The sequence below is a fragment of the Roseospira navarrensis genome (assembly GCF_009601025.1).
Taxonomy (GTDB): Bacteria; Pseudomonadota; Alphaproteobacteria; order Rhodospirillales; family Rhodospirillaceae; genus Rhodospira; species Rhodospira navarrensis.
In genome coordinates, this window is sequence record NZ_WIVE01000001.1 from 1 (window position 1) to 15,676 (window position 15,676).

The following is a 15,676-nucleotide window of genomic DNA, read 5'->3' on the forward strand; positions in this document are numbered from 1 at the left end:
AACGTGTCCCGATCCATGCCCGCCTCCCGCGTTCGGTATCCTTCATGATACCAAATCCGGGAATGCATAGCGAACGCTATTTGAGCCAATAATTATGGCACGCCGCGATCAAATAATTTCATCCGCTTCACCCCGCCAGTTGGAATACGGCACCGGCGGCCCGCCGGTGGCCGAGATGCTGTACGCCCCCGACACCCTGGCCGCCGACTTCGACGGCCTGCTGGACCTGGACCTGCTGGAGGACGGCGAGACCGACCTGGACGAGGGTCCGCATCACCAGGGCCGGGCGCACACCACCCGACTGGTGGGGCGGCGGACGGGCTGACAAAAAGGGTGACTTTTTTTATGTCAGCCGGCCGGCGCGACCGCGTCGGCGCGGCGAAAAAAGTTCATCACGGAAGTCCGGGATCGCGGGGTCATGGTGCCCGGACTCCTCCCCCCTGCCGGGGGGGAGGTACAGGAGTCCCGGTCCGCCTTTCGGTCCTGATACCGGCCCGACTGGGCCGGCGCCGCGAAGCGGCGGAGGCCATGAACCGGGCGTGTCCGTTTCATGGCCGATCAAAACAATCCCCTCAGCGCGGCCGGCTGAGCGCGGCCGGATCAACCGGACGGGCATCGGTAAACCGGCCGTCGCGGATCCAGCCGCTCCACATCACCATGCTGGATTGGTGGGTTTCGGGCGCGAATCGCATCTCGCCCACGGGCGAGGACAGGGTCAGGTCGGCCAGCGCCTCGGCCAGTTGGTCGGGCTTGACCGACCATGCGGTGTCGAGGGCGGTCGCCGCCGTGGTCATGGCCACGTAGCCATAGAGCGCCCCCAGCGTGGGCGAGCGCCCGCGCGGGTCGGCCTGCTGGTAGGCGTCGGCGAACGCCCGGTGCGGCTGGCCGCCGGTCTCGCAGCACAGGTAGCCGGTGGTGATCCAGCCGTTGGGCCGGGCGCCGCCGAGGGCGCCCAGGATCTCTGGCGAGCCCATGTGCGGGACCGCGACCTGCACGCCGTCCAGCACCCCGGCGCCGGCCGCGCCCTGCACGAAGGCCACCAGATCGCCGTCGCGCAGAGCCACCAGCAGGCCCTCGGGCCGGGTGTTGGCGACCGCGTCCAGCGCCGGCCCGACCGCGCCCGACAGAGTCGGCACGTACTGCTCCATGGCCAGCTCCAGGCCCGGCTGGGCGGCGGACAGATCGTTCCAGAAGGCGTGCGTGACGGCGCGGCCGAAGTAGTCGTCCCGGGCCACCACCCCCCAGCGGGTCACGCCGGTGGTGGCCGCCTGCGCGGCCAGGGCGCGGCCCAGAGCCTCGGCCGAGGGGCCGATCTGGTAAAGGTTGGGCACGTCCCGCACCAGCGCGGCCGGCAGCCGGGCATCCGCCGCCAGCACGGGCGTGTCCCCGGCGGCGCGGGCGACAGCCAGGGTGACATCGGCCAGCAGCCCGCCGATGAACAGCGCGACCCCCTGCTTCTTCAACTCCTCGACCGCCCGCGCGGCGGCCTGGGGATCGCCCTCGGGGTCGATGGAGACGATCTCCAGTTTGCGCGAGCCCATCACGCCGCCGGCCATGTCGATGAACCCCGCCGCCAGATCGCGCCCGAGCCGGTAGGTGTCGGCCGGGTCGCCGATGCGGCCCACCGTGGTGAGGTCACCGATCAGGATCGTCTGGTCCGGCGTCTGCGCCCGGGCGGGCGGGCACCAGGCGGCGATCAGCGCCAGGAGAACGGCGGACAGAACGGCCGTGCACCGTCGCGAAGCCATGGGCGGGGGTGTCCTCGTCTGAACAGGGGTGGGGCATCCTAGACCCTTCGGGCCGCCCGCCCAAGCCCCCCAAAGGGGGCGCGATTGTGGCACCGGCGGCGACCGGCAGAGAGGTGGCGGCCGCCGGACCGGGACGATATGGTCGGACCCCGGTCCGGCCCCTCCCGCAGGAGACGGGCCGTCCGGACCACCCAACGGGAGCGGCAGAGATGGGCCTCACGCACTTCGACGACCAGGGCAACGCGGTCATGGTGGATGTCGCGGGCAAGGACGAGACCCGCCGTGTCGCGGTGGCGCGCGGGCGCGTGCTGGCCGCGCCGGAGACCCTCCGCCTGATCCGAGACCATGGCCTGAAGAAGGGCGACGTGCTGTCGGTGGCCCAGCTGGCCGGCATCATGGGGGCCAAGCGCACGCCGGACCTGATCCCGCTGTGCCATCCGCTGGCCCTGACCAAGGTCACGGTGGACCTGTCGCTGGACGAGGCCGCCGACGCGGTGGAGATCACCGCCACCTGCGCCCTGACCGGCCGCACGGGCGTGGAGATGGAGGCGCTGACGGCGGTCTCGGTCGCCGCCCTGACGGTCTATGACATGTGCAAGGCGATGGACCGGGGCATGCGGATCACCGACATCCGGCTGGTGCACAAGTCCGGCGGCGCCTCGGGCCGATTCGACGCGGATTGAGGCCGATCGGCAATGATCCGGACGCATCCATTTTAACGCCGATCAGGATCAAGAAGACTCGGCGGACCGCGCCACCAGCGCTTCGACGGCCAGTTGCCGCGCGGCATCGTCCAGGCCGAGGGCCCGCAGGCCCCGCAGCACGCCCGTCAGCGTCTCCAGCGAGGCCCCGGCCGGCCCGTCCGGCCCCAGCGCGACCAGCGCCAGCGCCACGGCCTCGCCCAGGCGACCGGCGGGCGCGGCCTCCGCCAGCGCCGCCAGCCGGTCCGGGTCGGTATGCCCGCCCTCGATGGATACGGCCTCGACGAACACCCGGTTCGTGCGCAGCGGCAGCCAGTGCGCCTCGCCGATGTCCGCGCCCAGCGCCTCGAACAGGTTCAGCAGCAGCACATGGTCCCGGTCCAGCGCCCGCCGGGCCTCGGGCGAGTCGCCCCGCCGCGCCGCCTGGGCCTGCCGCCAGTACAGCAGGCGCTCCGTGGGCACCGCCGCGCCCATGGCCGGATCGGCAAGGCGCGCCAGCGGCCACAGCAGGGCGGCCGCTTCCTCGGACTGGAGATCGCCGGCGCGGCCCTGGCTTTCCAGGCGCGCCAGCCAGGTGCGCCCGGCCTCGACGGAGCGGGCCACATAGAGCGCGCGCCCGGCGGCCTCGCCCAGGAAGGCCGGCACACGCGGGTTCACCGGCACCCGCCGGACCAGGGGGGCATACAGCCGGGCATGGGTGGGATAGAGCGCGGGCGTGGTGACGTGGCTGGTCTCCAGCGGATGGATCAACGCCTCGGCCAGCCGGGCCGGGTCGGTCAGGCGCGCCGTGATGGCATAGGCCACGGCGCGGTCGAGCGCCGAGCCGCCCAGCACCACGCGGGACAGCGGCGTGTCCAGGTCGCGTGGATCCACGGACAGGGTGGTCCAGACCCTGGCCAGGGTGTCCACGCCCAGAGCGCCGGCGGCGGCGGCCCGCTCGGCGGCGGCCGCGCGCAGCACGGGCGGCCCGCCGTCCTCGGCCAGCGCCAGCGCGCGCGCGGTCCAGGGCTGGGCGGGATCGAGGGCGTCGGGCGGCGCGTCCACATCGGGCAGACGTCGGAGCAGGCGCCAGGCCACCGGGGTCGCCTGGGCGAATCGGTCCGGCGGCGGACTGTCCAGGCCGGCCAGACGCTCGGCGAGCAGGGTGAAGGCCCAGCCCTCGGCATCGGTGCCCCGCCCCATCTCGCGCAGCATGGACAGGCCGAGCAGCGCCGCGTCCCGCCGGTCCTCCAGCAGGTCGCAATGGATCGCCGCCTGCTGCCAGATGGCGTCCGGGTAGCGGGCGCCGACCGCGCGCACCAGGGCGCAGGCGCGGGCGTCGTCGGCCTCCACCAGCAGGGCGTGCAGGCGCAGACGGTCCACGGTGGCGTCGCGCCCGACCGGATCGGCCAGGGCCATGACCTCGCTGGCGGTCCCGCCCGCCGCCACCAGCACAGCGAGTCGGGCGCGCAGCAGGTCCAGGGCGGATACGCCGTCGGGTGTGCGTTGTTCGCTCAGCAGCAGGCGCCGGCGCAACTCGGCCATGACCGGCGAGGTGGTGCCGACCGGCAGCGCCCGCACCAGCGCGGCGGCGCGATCGCCGGGGGTGCCGGTCCACAGATCGGCCGGAAAGCCGCCCACCTGCGGCGTCAGGATGCCGGTCGCGCCCGGCAGCGGTCCGTCCACCGCCTCCACGGACGGCGCCGGGCGGGCGGGCGTCTCGGTTTCGGGGGCGAGGGCGGGGGCGGGGGTCCGTTCACTCTCGGTCAGGCCGCCGGGGGGCGGCGCGACCTCGCGCGGGGCCTCCAGCGGCGGCGGCGCGGCCGGACGGGCGGGATCGAACACGGGACCCGGGGCGGGCCCCGGGGCGGGCTGCGGCACCGGACCGGAGCGCATGTCCGGCGGCAGCAGATCAAGGGGAGCCTGCTGCGCCTGGGCGGATGCGGGGGCGAACGCGGGGGCGAACGCGGGGGCGGCGAGCGCCAGGGCCAGCGCACCGGCGACCCGACGTCCGGCGCTAGAACCGATCATTATCAAGCACCTTTTCGACCGGGCGGGTCGGCGCTTTCATGTCCCAGGTGGCCAGCAGCACGCCGCCGCCCACCACCACGCCGATCAGCAAGACCCCCAGGATCTTCAGCAAGACACTGGAGGAATCATCCCCGGTAAACCGCCCGCGCCGACGTGCCACACCTGTCTCCCTTGTCTTGTCCGGGACCGGATCGCCCCCGCCATGATCGGCCGGCACCCTGGACAGGGCACCGCCGGCCGTCTAAACAAAATGGAGGCAAGGGCCGCGGACCGGGTCCGCGTTCCCCCTCTTCTTTCCGTGTGCGGCGAACGAACGGGACCCATGGCAACCGCGCGGCAGTTTAAATCCCCCCCGGCTCCGACGCAACGCATCGACGGCGCGCGCACCGTGGTGCTGGTCGGGCTGATGGGCGCGGGCAAGAGCTGCGTCGGCCGCCGGCTGGCGGCGCGGCTGGGGCGACCGTTCGTGGACGCCGACGACCAGATCGTCAAGGCCGCCGGGCTGAGCATCGCCGAGATCTTCACCGTCTACGGCGAAAGCGCCTTCCGCGACTGCGAGCGCAAGGTGATGGCCCGCCTGCTGGAGGCCCCCCCCAGCGTGCTGGCGGCCGGCGGCGGGGCCTTCATGGATACCGAAACCCGCGCCCTGATCCAGCGGCAGGCCGTGTCGGTCTGGCTGCGCGCCGACCTGGACACCCTGGTGTCGCGCACCGTGGGGCGGACCCACCGCCCGCTGCTCAACACCGGAGACCCGCGCGCCAAGCTGCAGGCGCTGATGACGGAACGCTACCCCGTCTATGCCGAGGCCGACGTGGTGGTGGACACCGGCCCCGATTCCGCCGACCAGACCACCCACGCCGTGCTGCGGGCCCTGGCCGCGCGGCCGGCGGATCCCGCGCAGGAGCAAGACACCCCATGAACGTCGTCGGCGACGTCCTCGGCGCGCCCCGTGGAGCCCCCGCGGTCACGGTGGAGGTCGCGCTCGGCGACCGCGCCTATCCCATCCACATCGGGCCGGGCCTGCTCGGCCGGGCGGGCGAACTGGTGCGCGCGGCGCTGCCGAAGGCCGGCCGCGCCTTCGTGGTCAGCGACGAGACCGTGGCCGGCCTGTATCTGGAGCCCCTGGCCGCCACCCTGGAGGCCGCCGGGCTGGCCTGGACCGGCCACATCGTGCCGGCGGGCGAGGCCAGCAAGAGCGTGGGCCGGCTGGAGGCGCTGCTGGACGCCATGCTCGGCTTCGGGCTGGAGCGCGGCACGCCCGTGATCGCCCTGGGCGGCGGCGTGGTGGGCGATCTGGCGGGCTTCGCCGCCGCCGTCGCGCTGCGCGGGGTGCCGCTGGTGCAGATCCCGACCACGCTCCTGTCCCAGGTGGACAGCAGCGTGGGCGGCAAGACCGCCGTCAACAGCCGCCACGGCAAGAACCTGATCGGCGCCTTCCACCAGCCGCGTCTGGTGCTGGCCGACACCGACACCCTGGACAGCCTGCCGCCGCGCGAGCTGCTGGCGGGCTATGCCGAGACCGCCAAGTACGGCCTGATCGGCGATGCCGGGTTCTGGGACTGGCTGGAGGCCAACGGCGCCGCCCTGCTGGCGGGCGATGCACGCGGGCGCGCCGAGGCCATCGCCGTGAGTTGCCGCGCCAAGGCCGCCGTGGTCGCCGCCGACGAGCGCGAGGCCGGGCAGCGCGCGCTGCTGAACCTGGGCCACACCTTCGGCCACGCGCTGGAGGCCGAGACCGGCTACGGCGCCGCCCTGCTGCACGGCGAGGCCGTGGCCATCGGCATGGTCATGGCCTTCGACCTGTCGCACCGGATCGGCCTGTGCCCGGGCCAGGACGTCGCGCGCGTGCGGCGTCACCTGGAGGCCGTCGGCCTGCCCGTGCGCCCCGACCCCGCCCGGTCGTGGGACATCGACCGCCTGATGGGCCACATGGCCCGGGACAAGAAGGTCGAGGACGGCCGCGTCACCTTTGTGGTGGCGGACGGCATCGGCAAGGCCCATCTGAAACGCGATGTGCCCGCTGCGGCGGTGCGGGAGACTCTGGCCGCCGCCCTGTCCTGACACGGCCCCCGCGCCGCTCCCGGTCCGCCCCCGCCCTGTTCAGACCCTGCCACGACCCACCCCATCGGACCCATGATCGAATCCATCATCGCCGTCGTGCTTCTGCTCGTGCTGTCCGGCCTGTTTTCGGGCTCGGAAACCGCGCTCACCGCCGCCTCGCGCCCCCTGATGATGGAGCTGGAGAAGGGCGGCAACCGCCGGGCGCGGACCGTCAACACCCTGCTGAAGACGCGCGAGCAGCTCATCGGCACTATCCTGCTGGGCAACAACCTGGTCAACATTCTGGCCTCGTCGCTGGCCACCAGCGTGATGATCGCGACCTTCGGCGAAACCGGCGTGGTCTATGCCACGGCCGGCATGACGGTGCTGGTGCTGATCTTCGCCGAGATCCTGCCCAAGACCTATGCCCTGACCCACACCAACACCATGGCCCTGACGGTGGCGCCGATCATGCGGGTGCTCACCCTCGTGTTCTGGCCGGTGACCCGGGTGATCCAGGGGCTGGTGCAGGTGATGCTGAAGACCTTCAAGGCGGACGCGGGCCAGGAGAAGACGGCCCCCCACGCCCTGGCCGAACTGCGCGGCGCCATCGAGCTGCACACCGCCGAGGCCGACGGCGACGGCCCCTCCGGCCGCACCGTGCGGCGCGAGCGCGCCATGCTGAAGAGCGTGCTGGACCTCGCCGATGTGGAGGTGGGCGAGATCATGGTCCACCGTTCCAAGCTGGTGATGATCGACGCCGACCTTCCCGCCTCGGAGATCGTCGAGCAGGTGCTCAACAGCCCCTACACCCGCATTCCGCTGTGGCGCGACCGGATGGACAACATCATCGGCGTGCTGCACGTCAAGGCGCTGCTGCGGGCCGTGCAGGCCTACACCGGCAATCTGGACGAGATGGACGTGGTCGGGCTGGCGTCACCGACCTGGTTCATTCCGGACACCACCACCCTGCTGCACCAGTTGCAGGCGTTCCGCGAGCGGCGCGAGCACTTCGCCATGGTGGTGGACGAGTACGGCACCATCATGGGCGTGGTCACCCTGGAAGACATTCTGGAAGAGATCGTCGGCGACATCAGCGATGAACACGACGTGCAGGTGGCCGGGGTGCGGGCCCAGTCGGACGGGACCTACGTCATCAGCGGCGATGTCACCATCCGCGACCTGAACCGCGAGTTCGAGTGGAACCTGCCGGATGACGTGGCCAACACGCTTGCGGGACTGGTCCTGCATGAGGCCCGCCGCATCCCCGAACCGGGCCAGACCTTCCTTTTCCACGGCTTCCGGTTCGAGGTGCAGAAGCGCATGCGCAACCGCATCACCTCGATCCGGGTGACGCCGCGATAAGGAGCGCGTGAGTGAGCCCGGCGTGACCCGGGCTCATACCGGCCGGCGTATGACCTGTTGTCATTCGGCGGCCGGCCGGTGCGACGGCACCGGCGCCGCGAAGCGGCGTAGGGCCTTTCTCCTGACACGTCAGGAAAACCCAATCAATGCCACGCGATGGACCGCGCCCCCTTGTGAACAGCGCTCCGCCCGTGGCGGGGGCCGGTCCGGCCCTCCAACTGCACCGCCCCGGGCGAGGCCGGCTCGCCGCCGGCCGCCGGGTGCGCCTCCAGCGAGGTCTGGAAGAGCGCGGCCAGCCGCTCGCACCGGGCGCGGTCCCGCCGCAGCACGGCGCGGCAGTACTCATCCAGGATCATGCGCCGCATGGCCGCCGCCCCGGACGGGTCCCCAAGCAGCGCATACGCCTTGCTCGCGGCCAGGATGGGCGGCAAATGTTCGTGGCAGGCAATCACAACGACCTCGTCGGGCGTTGCATCGGTCAGGCCAAGGCAATCCTGAATCGTAATCATGACACCCTCCTCCGGCTGCTCTCGGACGGATGCAGGGCGCGGACGCCGATGTCCGGCCGGGAGGAACGGGTCATGGGTGTGTGACGTCGGTCTCGCACGCGCACCGTCACTTTCACCCTAAGCCTTTAGTCTACACCAAACCGGGCCGACCTGCACGAACGTCGTGGCGGGGCATTCCAGATATGCAGAACGGCAAGGATGGGGCGCGCGGACTCGGCCGCCACGGCCACGGCCGCCGGGTCCGCCGCTACACCGGCGTGAGCAGCGCGCCGACCGCCGCCGCCACGTCATCCTGGCGCATGAACGACTCGCCGATCAGGAAGCGCCGGGCGCCGGACTCGGCCATGCGCGCAAGGTCGGCGCGGGTCTTCAGGCCGCTCTCGCACACCAGATGGCGGTCGGGCGGGACCATCGGCGCCAGCGCCTCGGTGGTCGCGAGGTCCGTGACCAGGGTCTTCAGGTTGCGGTTGTTGATGCCGATCAGCGGGCACGGCAGCCGCAGGGCGCGCTCCAGCTCGGGCGCGTCATGGACCTCCACCAGCGCGTCCATGCCCCAGTCGGCAGCGGCCGCCGCCAGCTCGCCCGCAAGGGCATCGTCCACGGCCGCCATGATGATGAGGATCGCATCCGCGCCCATGGCGCGGGCCTCGGGCACCATCCAGGGATCGACCATGAAGTCCTTGCGCAGCACGGGCAGATCGCAGGCCGCGCGCGCAGCCTCCAGATAGGCCGGCTCGCCCTGGAAGAACGGACCGTCGGTCAACACGGACAGGCAGGCCGCCCCGCCGGCCGCATAGGCGCGGGCCAGCGCGGGCGGATCGAAGTCGGGCCGGATCAACCCGGCCGAGGGCGAGGCCTTCTTGATCTCGCAGATCAGGCCGAAGCCGCCCCCCTCCGCCGGGGCCGCGACCTTCGCCGTCAGGGCGGCGCCGAACGGGCGCACGGGAGAGGCCGCGCGGGCGTCGGCCTCCAGGTCGGCGGTGGAGCGGGCCTTTTTGCGGGCCGTCAGGTCCTCTCGGGTGCGGGCGCAGATACGCTCCAGAACGTCGCTCACGCCTCAGCCTCCGCCGGATCGGCCCGGTGCGTGATGCCGACCATCTTTTCCAGCGTGGCCCTGGCCGCGCCGCTGTCGAGCGCCTCGGCGGCCAGGGCCGCCCCGCCCTTCAGGTCCGCCGCCTTGCCCGCCACCACCAGCGCGGCGGCGGCGTTCATCACCACGATGTCGCGGTAGGGACCGGGCGCGCCGTCGAGCATGGCGCGGATGGCGGCCGCGTTCTCCTCCGGCGTGCCGCCCTTCAGGTCGTCCGGCGTGGCGCGGGACAGCCCGGCGTCCTCCGGCTGGATGGTGAAGGTCTCGACCTTGCTGCCGTCCCACGCGGCCACATAGGTCACGTCGGTGGTGGTCACCTCATCCAGGCCGTCGGCCCCGTGGACGACCCAGGCGCGCTCGGCGCCCAGACGGCCCAGCACCTCCGCCAGCGGTTCCACCCAGGCGTGGGAGAACACTCCCATCAGTTCGCGCTTCGCCCCGGCCGGATTGGACAGCGGCCCCAGCACGTTGAAGATGGTGCGCACGCCCATCTCGCCGCGCACGGGGGCGACGTGCTTCATGGCGCCGTGATGGCGCTGGGCGAACATGAAGCCGATGTTGGCCTCGCGGATGGCGGCCTCGATCACCGGCATGGGCGCGTCCAGGTTCACGCCGAGCGCGGCCAGCACGTCCGCCGAACCCGATTTGGACGAGGCGGCGCGGTTGCCGTGCTTGGCCACCGGCACGCCGCAGGCGGCCACCACCAGCGCGGCCCCGGTCGAGACGTTGTAGGTGCCCGAGCCGTCGCCGCCCGTGCCCACGATGTCGATGGCGTCGGCGGGAGCGTTGATACGGGTGGCCTTGGCGCGCATGGCGCGGGCGGCCCCGGTGATCTCCGCCACCGTCTCGCCGCGCACCCGCAGGCCCATCAGCAGGGCGCCCATCTGCGCGGGCGTGGCATCGCCGGCCATGAGCGTATCGAACACCGTGCGGGCCTGATCCTCGTCCAGCGGCAGGCCCTCGGCGACCCGCGCCAGCAGGGCGCGGAAGGGAAGCGGTTCGGTGGTCATCAGGCGGCCCTCTCGCCCATCACGTCGTCCAGCGACCGCAGGCCGGGCACCCCGGCCAGGGTCAGGAAGTTGAGCAGCAGCCGGTGACCGTGCTCCGAGGCGATGCTCTCCGGGTGGAACTGCACGCCGAACATCGGCAGCGAGCGGTGGGCGATGGCCATGATGAGCCCGTCCTCGGTCCAGGCGGTCACCTCCAGGCTGTCGGGCAGGCTGTCCCGCTCGACGATCAGGGAGTGGTAGCGCGTGGCCGTGAAGGGCGACGGCAGGCCCTCGAACAGGCCGGTGCCGGTGTGGTGGATCCGGTCCACCTTGCCGTGCATCACATCGGGGGCGCGGACGACGCGCCCGCCCATGGCCTGCCCCAGGGACTGATGCCCCAGGCACACGCCCATCACCGGCAGGCGACCGGCGGCGGCGCGGATCAGGTCCAGGCAGATGCCCGCGCTGTCGGGATCGCATGGCCCGGGCGAGATGACGAGCGCGGCCGGATCGAGCGCCAGGGCGTCCTCCACCGAGAGCACGTCGTTGCGGCGCACCATGACCTCGGGCCCCAGCTCGCCGAGGTAGTGCCAGAGGTTGTACGTAAAGCTGTCGTAGTTGTCGATGAGCAGCAGCATGATCCGCGCGAGCCCCCCGTGCCGGCCGAAGAGGCGGCAGGATTGCAGGGGCCGCCGGGCCGGTCAAGGTCGGGGACGCGGATGGGACGGCCGGGGATCGTTGATGGGCGCGCGCGTCCATGCCAAGCTGAGGGTCTCGTCTCCGTCCGGGAGGACTCCCCATGGGCCAGCCCGCCGCCCGTATTGGCGATATGCACACCTGTCCGATGGTGAACCCCGGGCCGGTGCCGCACGTGGGCGGCCCCATCATCAAGGGTCAACCCAACGTTCTGACCTGCAAGATGCCGCAGGCCCGCATCTCGGATCTGGCCACCTGCGTCGGTCCGCCGGACGTGATCGTGAAGGGCGCCTTCACCTGCCTGGTGGGCGGCATGCCGGCCGCCCGGATGGGGGACAATACGGTGCACGGCGGCGTCATCGTGATGGGCTGCCCGACCGTCCTGATCGGGGGCTGAGCGCACCCCCGGCACATTGACGGCGGACGTCGCGCGGCCCACGTATGGCGCATGCTGTCCGTTTCCCGAGACCACGAGGGAGGTCGCGCCATGGATGCGCGCACGCCCACGACCACCTATGAACTCGACATCACCGGCATGACCTGCGCCGCCTGCTCGGCGCGGATCGAGAAGGTGTTGAACCGCCGCACCGGCGTGACCAATGCTTCGGTCAATCTGGCCACCGAGACCGCCCGCGTGGATGTGGCCGGTGACAGCGTGACCCTGGACGACCTGATCGGCGCGGTGCGCAAGGCCGGCTACGACGCCGGCCCGCGCCGCGACGACTGGACCGCCGCCGACCTGGACACCTCGTGGCGCTCGGACCGGCGGGGCCTGTTCGACCTGGCGGTGGCCGTGGTGTTCACCCTGCCCCTGCTGGCCGAGATGGTCGCCATGTGGACGGGGCTGCCGTTCCACCTGTCGCCCTGGCTGGCGCTGGCGCTGGCGACCCCGGTGCAGGTCGTCTCCGGCGCGCGGTTCTACCGGGGGGCCTGGACCAGCCTGAAGGCCGGCGCGGGCAACATGGACGTGCTGGTGGCCCTGGGCACCACGGCGGCCTATGCGTTCAGCGTCTGGCGCGTGGTCACGGGCACCGCCGACCAGGGCCTGTACTTCGAGGGTGCGGCCGTGGTCATCACCCTCGTCCTGCTGGGCAAGGTGCTGGAGGCCCGCGCCAAGGGCTCGGCCGCCGCCGCCATCCGCACCCTGATGACCCTGCGCCCCGACGTGGCCCGGATCGAGCGCGACGACGGCGCGACGGCCGAAGTGCCTCTGCGCGAGGTCATGGTGGGGACCGTGGTGCTGGTCCGGCCCGGCGAGCGGGTCCCCGTGGACGGCGAGATCGTCTCCGGCGACAGCCAGCTTGATGAAAGCCTCATCACCGGCGAAAGCCTGCCGGTCGCGCGCGGCCCGGGCGATGCCGTCATCGGCGGCGCGGTCAACGGCGACGGGCTGTTGCGCCTGCGGGCCACCAGCGCCGGCGGTCAGGGCGTGCTGACCCGCATCATCCGCATGGTCGAGGACGCCCAGGCCAGCAAGGCCCCGGTGCAGCGGCTGGTGGACCGCGTGGCGGCCGTGTTCGTGCCCGTGATCGTGGCCATCGCGGCAACCACGTTTCTGCTGTGGTGGCTGGTGGGCGGCGCGCCCGAAACCGGCTTCGTCGCCGCCGTCTCGGTGCTGGTGATCGCCTGCCCCTGCGCCCTTGGGCTGGCCACGCCGACCGCGATCATGGTCGGCACCGGGCTGGCGGCCAGGCGCGGGGTGCTCATCAAGGACGCCGCCGCGCTGGAAGGGGCGCACCGCATCGACACCGTGGTGTTCGACAAGACCGGCACCATCACCGAGGGCCGACCCGCGCTGGACGCCGTCGCCGTGCTCGCCCCGGATCTCGACGAGGACGCCCTGGTGACGCTGGCCGCCAGCGCCCAGCAGGGCAGCGAACACGTGCTGGGCCGCGCCATCCTGGAGGCCGCCGACACCCGAGGGCTCGACCTGAGCCCGCTGGAGTCGTTCGAGGCGTTGCCGGGGCGGGGCGTGTCCGCCACCGTGGGCGGACGGTCGTTGCTGATCGGATCCCGCCGCCTGATGGTGGAGCGCGAGCGGGCCGACGCGGCGTCCGAGGCGCGCGCCCGCGATCTGGCCAACAATCGGGAGGGCGCCGGGCGCACCGTGGTCTGGGTGGCCGAGGCGGACGGCCCCGTGCTGGGCCTGATCGCCCTGGCCGATCCGGTCAAGGACGGCGCCGCCGAGACCGTGAAGGCCCTGAAGGCCCGCGGCCTGACCCCGGTGCTGCTGACCGGCGATTCCCGGGCCGCCGCCGAGTCCGTAGCGGCGCGTGTGGGCATCGACGATGTGCGCGCCGAGGTGCTGCCCGCCGACAAGGCCGAGGTGGTCCGAAGCCTCCAGGCCGAGGGCCGCACCGTCGCCATGGTGGGCGACGGCATCAACGACGCCCCCGCCCTGGCCGCCGCCGATGTGGGCATCGCCATGGGCTCGGGGACCGACGTCGCCATGCAGACCGCCGGCCTGACCCTGATGCGGGGCGATCCGCGCCTTCTGGACACGGCCCTGGGCCTGTCCCGGGCGACCTATGACCGGATCCGGTTGAACCTGATGTGGGCCTTCCTCTACAACGTGGCCGCCGTGCCGGCCGCCGCGCTGGGATATCTGTCCCCGGCGATCGCGGGGGCCGCCATGGCGTTTTCGAGTGTGAGCGTGGTGACCAGTTCCCTGCTGCTGCGGCTTAGCCCGGCGGCGCGGCGTTAGCGGTCGCCCCTTGGAACACCGGGGGCCGTCGCCATATCGGGGGATGGGGGACGTATTCCGCTGCCGGAATATGCTACCCTGTAGAATATAACAGCGCCGAGGCGGGCTTTTCCGTCTGTCGGCTTGCGGCCCGCCCCATGTCGGGGCCGGGTGATCGTGGGGCGGTCATGAACCAGAACGACCTGGAACTCCTGCAGGAGAAGGCGCGCAACGCCAGTACGCTGCTCAAGGCCATGAGCAACGAATACCGTCTTCTGATCCTCTGTCAGCTTGTGGGGCAGGAACGGTCGGTCGGTGAGCTTGAGCGCGTCGTCGGGCTGAGTCAGTCGGCGCTGTCCCAGCATCTGGCGCGCCTGCGTCGGGATGACCTGGTCAAGACCCGGCGGGTGGCCCAGACCATCTACTACTCGCTCAAGGGGTCCGAGGTCTCGGCGGTGCTCGACACCCTGTACGGCATCTATTGCGCCCCGGCCGCCGCGCATCCCGAGGCACAGGACGGGGCCGACGGCCCGCACCCCGAACGCCGCCTCGTCACCGTGGCGTGACGGACAGGGCAATGGGTTCAGGTTAACATGACGGCCTGTTCCGAGATGTCGGAGCGGGCCTCTCGGGATCCCTCGTCTCGCTTCGCTCACTCGGGATGACACACCAAAATTATAGGATGTCATCCTGAAGCCGCGAAGCGGCTGAAGGACCTCGAGCGCAAGTCTCCGACCCCCTGCAAAGACCTGGAAGAGCGATCCCGTTAACCGTAGCCAGTCACCGTGGCGTGACGGACCGCCCGGGCCATTCCGCTTGACGGGCGGAACGAGCGCGGTCTAGGCAAGCGGGCGCTTCGGCGCCGTCGCCCGCCACAGGACCGAGACCCCGCGCCCATGTCGCCTGATCCCGTCGCCGATCCCACCGCAGACGTTTCCTTGCCGATGCCCCCGAAGCCCGTGATCGCGTTTCAGGGGCTGCCGGGCGCGTATTCGCACGCCTCATGCCTCGCCGCCTATCCGGACATGGACCCGCTGCCCCGGGCCGCGTTCGAGGATGTGTTCGCCGCGGTCCGCGACGGCAAGGCGCTGTACGCCATGATCCCCATCGACAACTCGGTGGCCGGCCGGGTGGCGGACATTCACCACCTGCTGCCGGGCTCGGGCTTGCACATCGTCGCCGAACACTTCCTGCGCGTGAACCACCACCTTTTGGTGGTGCCGGGCACCACGCTGGAGGACCTGCGCACCGTGGAAAGCCACGTCCACGCGCTGTCCCAGTGCCGCCGGATGACCCGCGAACTGGGCCTGACCCCCGTGGTCACGGCGGATACCGCCGGCGCCGCCCGCGACGTGGCCCGGCGCGGCGACAAGACCGTGGCCGCTATCGGCTCCGCCCTGTCGGCCGAGATCTACGGCCTGGAGTCCCTGCGCGCCAACATCGAGGACGAGGAGCACAACACCACCCGCTTCGTCGTCATGGCCCGCGAGCCGGTCAGCCCCCGCGCCGACGTGGAGTCCGTGACCTCGTTCATCTTCCGGGTGCGCAACGTGCCGGCGGCGCTCTACAAGGCGTTGGGCGGGTTCGCCACCAACGGCGTCAACATGACCAAGCTGGAGAGCTACCAGATCGGCGGCACCTTCGTGGCCGCGCAGTTCTATGCCGAGGTGGAGGGCCGGCCGGACGACCGCCCGGTGGCCTACGCCATGGAGGAGCTGCGCTTCTTCTCCCACGAGGTGGTGGTGCTGGGTGTCTATCCGGCCCACCCCTATCGGTTCGAGGCCCGCCGCCGCGCCCTGGAAGCGGAAACCCGGCTGCTGCCGTGACGCGGATCGGCCGGAAGGC

At 71.9% G+C, this 15,676-nt stretch carries 16 protein-coding genes; 9 read left to right on the forward strand and 7 right to left on the reverse strand.

What is annotated here, in order from left to right; all coding sequences use genetic code 11:
- Positions 1-94: 94 nt before the first annotated feature.
- Positions 95-325 carry a hypothetical protein gene (locus GHC57_RS00005; protein WP_153339844.1) on the forward strand — a complete coding sequence of 77 codons (231 nt, stop codon included), beginning with the start codon at positions 95-97 and terminating at the stop codon, positions 323-325.
- Between the two features lie 247 nt (positions 326-572).
- Here GHC57_RS00005 and GHC57_RS00010 read toward each other — a convergent pair whose 3' ends face one another.
- The gene (locus GHC57_RS00010) at positions 573-1,748 is read right to left on the reverse strand and encodes an ABC transporter substrate-binding protein (protein WP_153339846.1); all 1,176 of its coding nucleotides are present in this window, start codon (positions 1,746-1,748) and stop codon (positions 573-575) included.
- Between the two features lie 209 nt (positions 1,749-1,957).
- On the opposite strand from GHC57_RS00010, the gene moaC reads away from it, so the two are divergent.
- Positions 1,958-2,431 (forward strand): cyclic pyranopterin monophosphate synthase MoaC, encoded by a 474-nt coding sequence (gene moaC / locus GHC57_RS00015; protein WP_153339849.1) that lies wholly within the window; start codon positions 1,958-1,960, stop codon positions 2,429-2,431.
- 48 nt (positions 2,432-2,479) lie between these two features.
- On the opposite strand, the gene GHC57_RS00020 is transcribed toward moaC, so the two are convergent.
- The gene (locus GHC57_RS00020; protein ID WP_153339851.1) at positions 2,480-4,459 is read right to left on the reverse strand and encodes a hypothetical protein; all 1,980 of its coding nucleotides are present in this window, start codon (positions 4,457-4,459) and stop codon (positions 2,480-2,482) included.
- Positions 4,446-4,619 carry a hypothetical protein gene (locus tag GHC57_RS00025; RefSeq protein WP_153339853.1) on the reverse strand — a complete coding sequence of 58 codons (174 nt, stop codon included), beginning with the start codon at positions 4,617-4,619 and terminating at the stop codon, positions 4,446-4,448. Before GHC57_RS00025 ends, GHC57_RS00020 begins: the two co-directional genes overlap by 14 nt.
- 162 nt (positions 4,620-4,781) lie before the next feature.
- Between GHC57_RS00025 and GHC57_RS00030 the strand changes: the two genes are divergently transcribed.
- The 3 genes from GHC57_RS00030 (at position 4,782) to GHC57_RS00040 (ending at position 7,864) form a co-directional block, all read left to right on the forward strand.
- Positions 4,782-5,378 carry a shikimate kinase gene (locus GHC57_RS00030; protein ID WP_153339855.1) on the forward strand — a complete coding sequence of 199 codons (597 nt, stop codon included), beginning with the start codon at positions 4,782-4,784 and terminating at the stop codon, positions 5,376-5,378.
- Complete coding sequence (gene aroB, locus GHC57_RS00035; RefSeq protein ID WP_153339857.1) at positions 5,375-6,520, forward strand: 3-dehydroquinate synthase; 1,146 nt, start codon at positions 5,375-5,377, stop codon at positions 6,518-6,520. The genes GHC57_RS00030 and aroB overlap by 4 nt, the downstream gene beginning before the upstream one ends.
- 72 nt (positions 6,521-6,592) lie before the next feature.
- Positions 6,593-7,864 carry an HlyC/CorC family transporter gene (locus GHC57_RS00040; RefSeq protein ID WP_153339860.1) on the forward strand — a complete coding sequence of 424 codons (1,272 nt, stop codon included), beginning with the start codon at positions 6,593-6,595 and terminating at the stop codon, positions 7,862-7,864.
- A 143-nt stretch (positions 7,865-8,007) separates the two neighbouring features.
- On the opposite strand, the gene GHC57_RS00045 is transcribed toward GHC57_RS00040, so the two are convergent.
- From GHC57_RS00045 to GHC57_RS00060, 4 genes are all read right to left on the reverse strand, one after another.
- Positions 8,008-8,373, reverse strand: coding sequence for a hypothetical protein (locus GHC57_RS00045; protein WP_153339862.1), 366 nt, complete (start codon positions 8,371-8,373; stop codon positions 8,008-8,010).
- A gap of 247 nt (positions 8,374-8,620) precedes the next feature.
- The gene (trpC, locus tag GHC57_RS00050; RefSeq protein ID WP_170294579.1) at positions 8,621-9,427 is read right to left on the reverse strand and encodes an indole-3-glycerol phosphate synthase TrpC; all 807 of its coding nucleotides are present in this window, start codon (positions 9,425-9,427) and stop codon (positions 8,621-8,623) included.
- Entirely contained in the window at positions 9,424-10,473 is a 1,050-nt protein-coding gene (gene trpD, locus GHC57_RS00055; protein WP_153339864.1) for an anthranilate phosphoribosyltransferase, read from the reverse strand. The genes trpC and trpD overlap by 4 nt, the downstream gene beginning before the upstream one ends.
- Positions 10,473-11,090 (reverse strand): anthranilate synthase component II, encoded by a 618-nt coding sequence (locus tag GHC57_RS00060; protein WP_153339866.1) that lies wholly within the window; start codon positions 11,088-11,090, stop codon positions 10,473-10,475. The genes trpD and GHC57_RS00060 overlap by 1 nt, the downstream gene beginning before the upstream one ends.
- A 161-nt stretch (positions 11,091-11,251) precedes the next feature.
- Here GHC57_RS00060 and GHC57_RS00065 point away from each other — a divergent pair, with 161 nt between their 5' ends.
- The 4 genes from GHC57_RS00065 to GHC57_RS00080 all read left to right on the forward strand — a co-directional run bounded on the left by GHC57_RS00065 (position 11,252) and on the right by GHC57_RS00080 (position 15,657).
- Positions 11,252-11,545 carry a PAAR domain-containing protein gene (locus GHC57_RS00065; RefSeq protein WP_153339868.1) on the forward strand — a complete coding sequence of 98 codons (294 nt, stop codon included), beginning with the start codon at positions 11,252-11,254 and terminating at the stop codon, positions 11,543-11,545.
- Between the two features lie 90 nt (positions 11,546-11,635).
- Positions 11,636-13,852: a heavy metal translocating P-type ATPase gene (locus GHC57_RS00070; RefSeq protein ID WP_211369083.1), complete on the forward strand. Its 2,217-nt coding sequence runs from the start codon at positions 11,636-11,638 to the stop codon at positions 13,850-13,852.
- A gap of 167 nt (positions 13,853-14,019) precedes the next feature.
- Positions 14,020-14,397, forward strand: a complete 378-nt coding sequence (locus GHC57_RS00075) for an ArsR/SmtB family transcription factor (RefSeq protein ID WP_153339873.1) — start codon at positions 14,020-14,022, stop codon at positions 14,395-14,397.
- A 378-nt stretch (positions 14,398-14,775) separates the two neighbouring features.
- A complete protein-coding gene (locus GHC57_RS00080; protein ID WP_153339875.1) occupies positions 14,776-15,657 on the forward strand; it encodes a prephenate dehydratase in 882 nt (293 codons plus the stop codon).
- Positions 15,658-15,676: the final 19 nt, after the last annotated feature.

What these genes read in the sequence shown, in the direction of transcription:
- GHC57_RS00080 (WP_153339875.1), top strand. Translation starts at nt 14,776, where the DNA reads ATGCCCCCGAAGCCCGTGATCGCGTTTCAGGGGCTGCCGGGCGCGTAT.
- moaC (WP_153339849.1), top strand. Translation starts at nt 1,958, where the DNA reads ATGGGCCTCACGCACTTCGACGACCAGGGCAACGCGGTCATGGTGGAT.
- GHC57_RS00075 (WP_153339873.1), top strand. Translation starts at nt 14,020, where the DNA reads ATGAACCAGAACGACCTGGAACTCCTGCAGGAGAAGGCGCGCAACGCC.
- GHC57_RS00070 (WP_211369083.1), top strand. Translation starts at nt 11,636, where the DNA reads ATGGATGCGCGCACGCCCACGACCACCTATGAACTCGACATCACCGGC.
- GHC57_RS00040 (WP_153339860.1), top strand. Translation starts at nt 6,593, where the DNA reads ATGATCGAATCCATCATCGCCGTCGTGCTTCTGCTCGTGCTGTCCGGC.
- trpD (WP_153339864.1), bottom strand. Translation starts at nt 10,473, where the DNA reads ATGACCACCGAACCGCTTCCCTTCCGCGCCCTGCTGGCGCGGGTCGCC.
- aroB (WP_153339857.1), top strand. Translation starts at nt 5,375, where the DNA reads ATGAACGTCGTCGGCGACGTCCTCGGCGCGCCCCGTGGAGCCCCCGCG.
- GHC57_RS00030 (WP_153339855.1), top strand. Translation starts at nt 4,782, where the DNA reads ATGGCAACCGCGCGGCAGTTTAAATCCCCCCCGGCTCCGACGCAACGC.
- GHC57_RS00005 (WP_153339844.1), top strand. Translation starts at nt 95, where the DNA reads ATGGCACGCCGCGATCAAATAATTTCATCCGCTTCACCCCGCCAGTTG.
- GHC57_RS00010 (WP_153339846.1), bottom strand. Translation starts at nt 1,748, where the DNA reads ATGGCTTCGCGACGGTGCACGGCCGTTCTGTCCGCCGTTCTCCTGGCG.
- GHC57_RS00065 (WP_153339868.1), top strand. Translation starts at nt 11,252, where the DNA reads ATGGGCCAGCCCGCCGCCCGTATTGGCGATATGCACACCTGTCCGATG.
- GHC57_RS00045 (WP_153339862.1), bottom strand. Translation starts at nt 8,373, where the DNA reads ATGATTACGATTCAGGATTGCCTTGGCCTGACCGATGCAACGCCCGAC.
- GHC57_RS00060 (WP_153339866.1), bottom strand. Translation starts at nt 11,090, where the DNA reads ATGCTGCTGCTCATCGACAACTACGACAGCTTTACGTACAACCTCTGG.
- GHC57_RS00020 (WP_153339851.1), bottom strand. Translation starts at nt 4,459, where the DNA reads ATGATCGGTTCTAGCGCCGGACGTCGGGTCGCCGGTGCGCTGGCCCTG.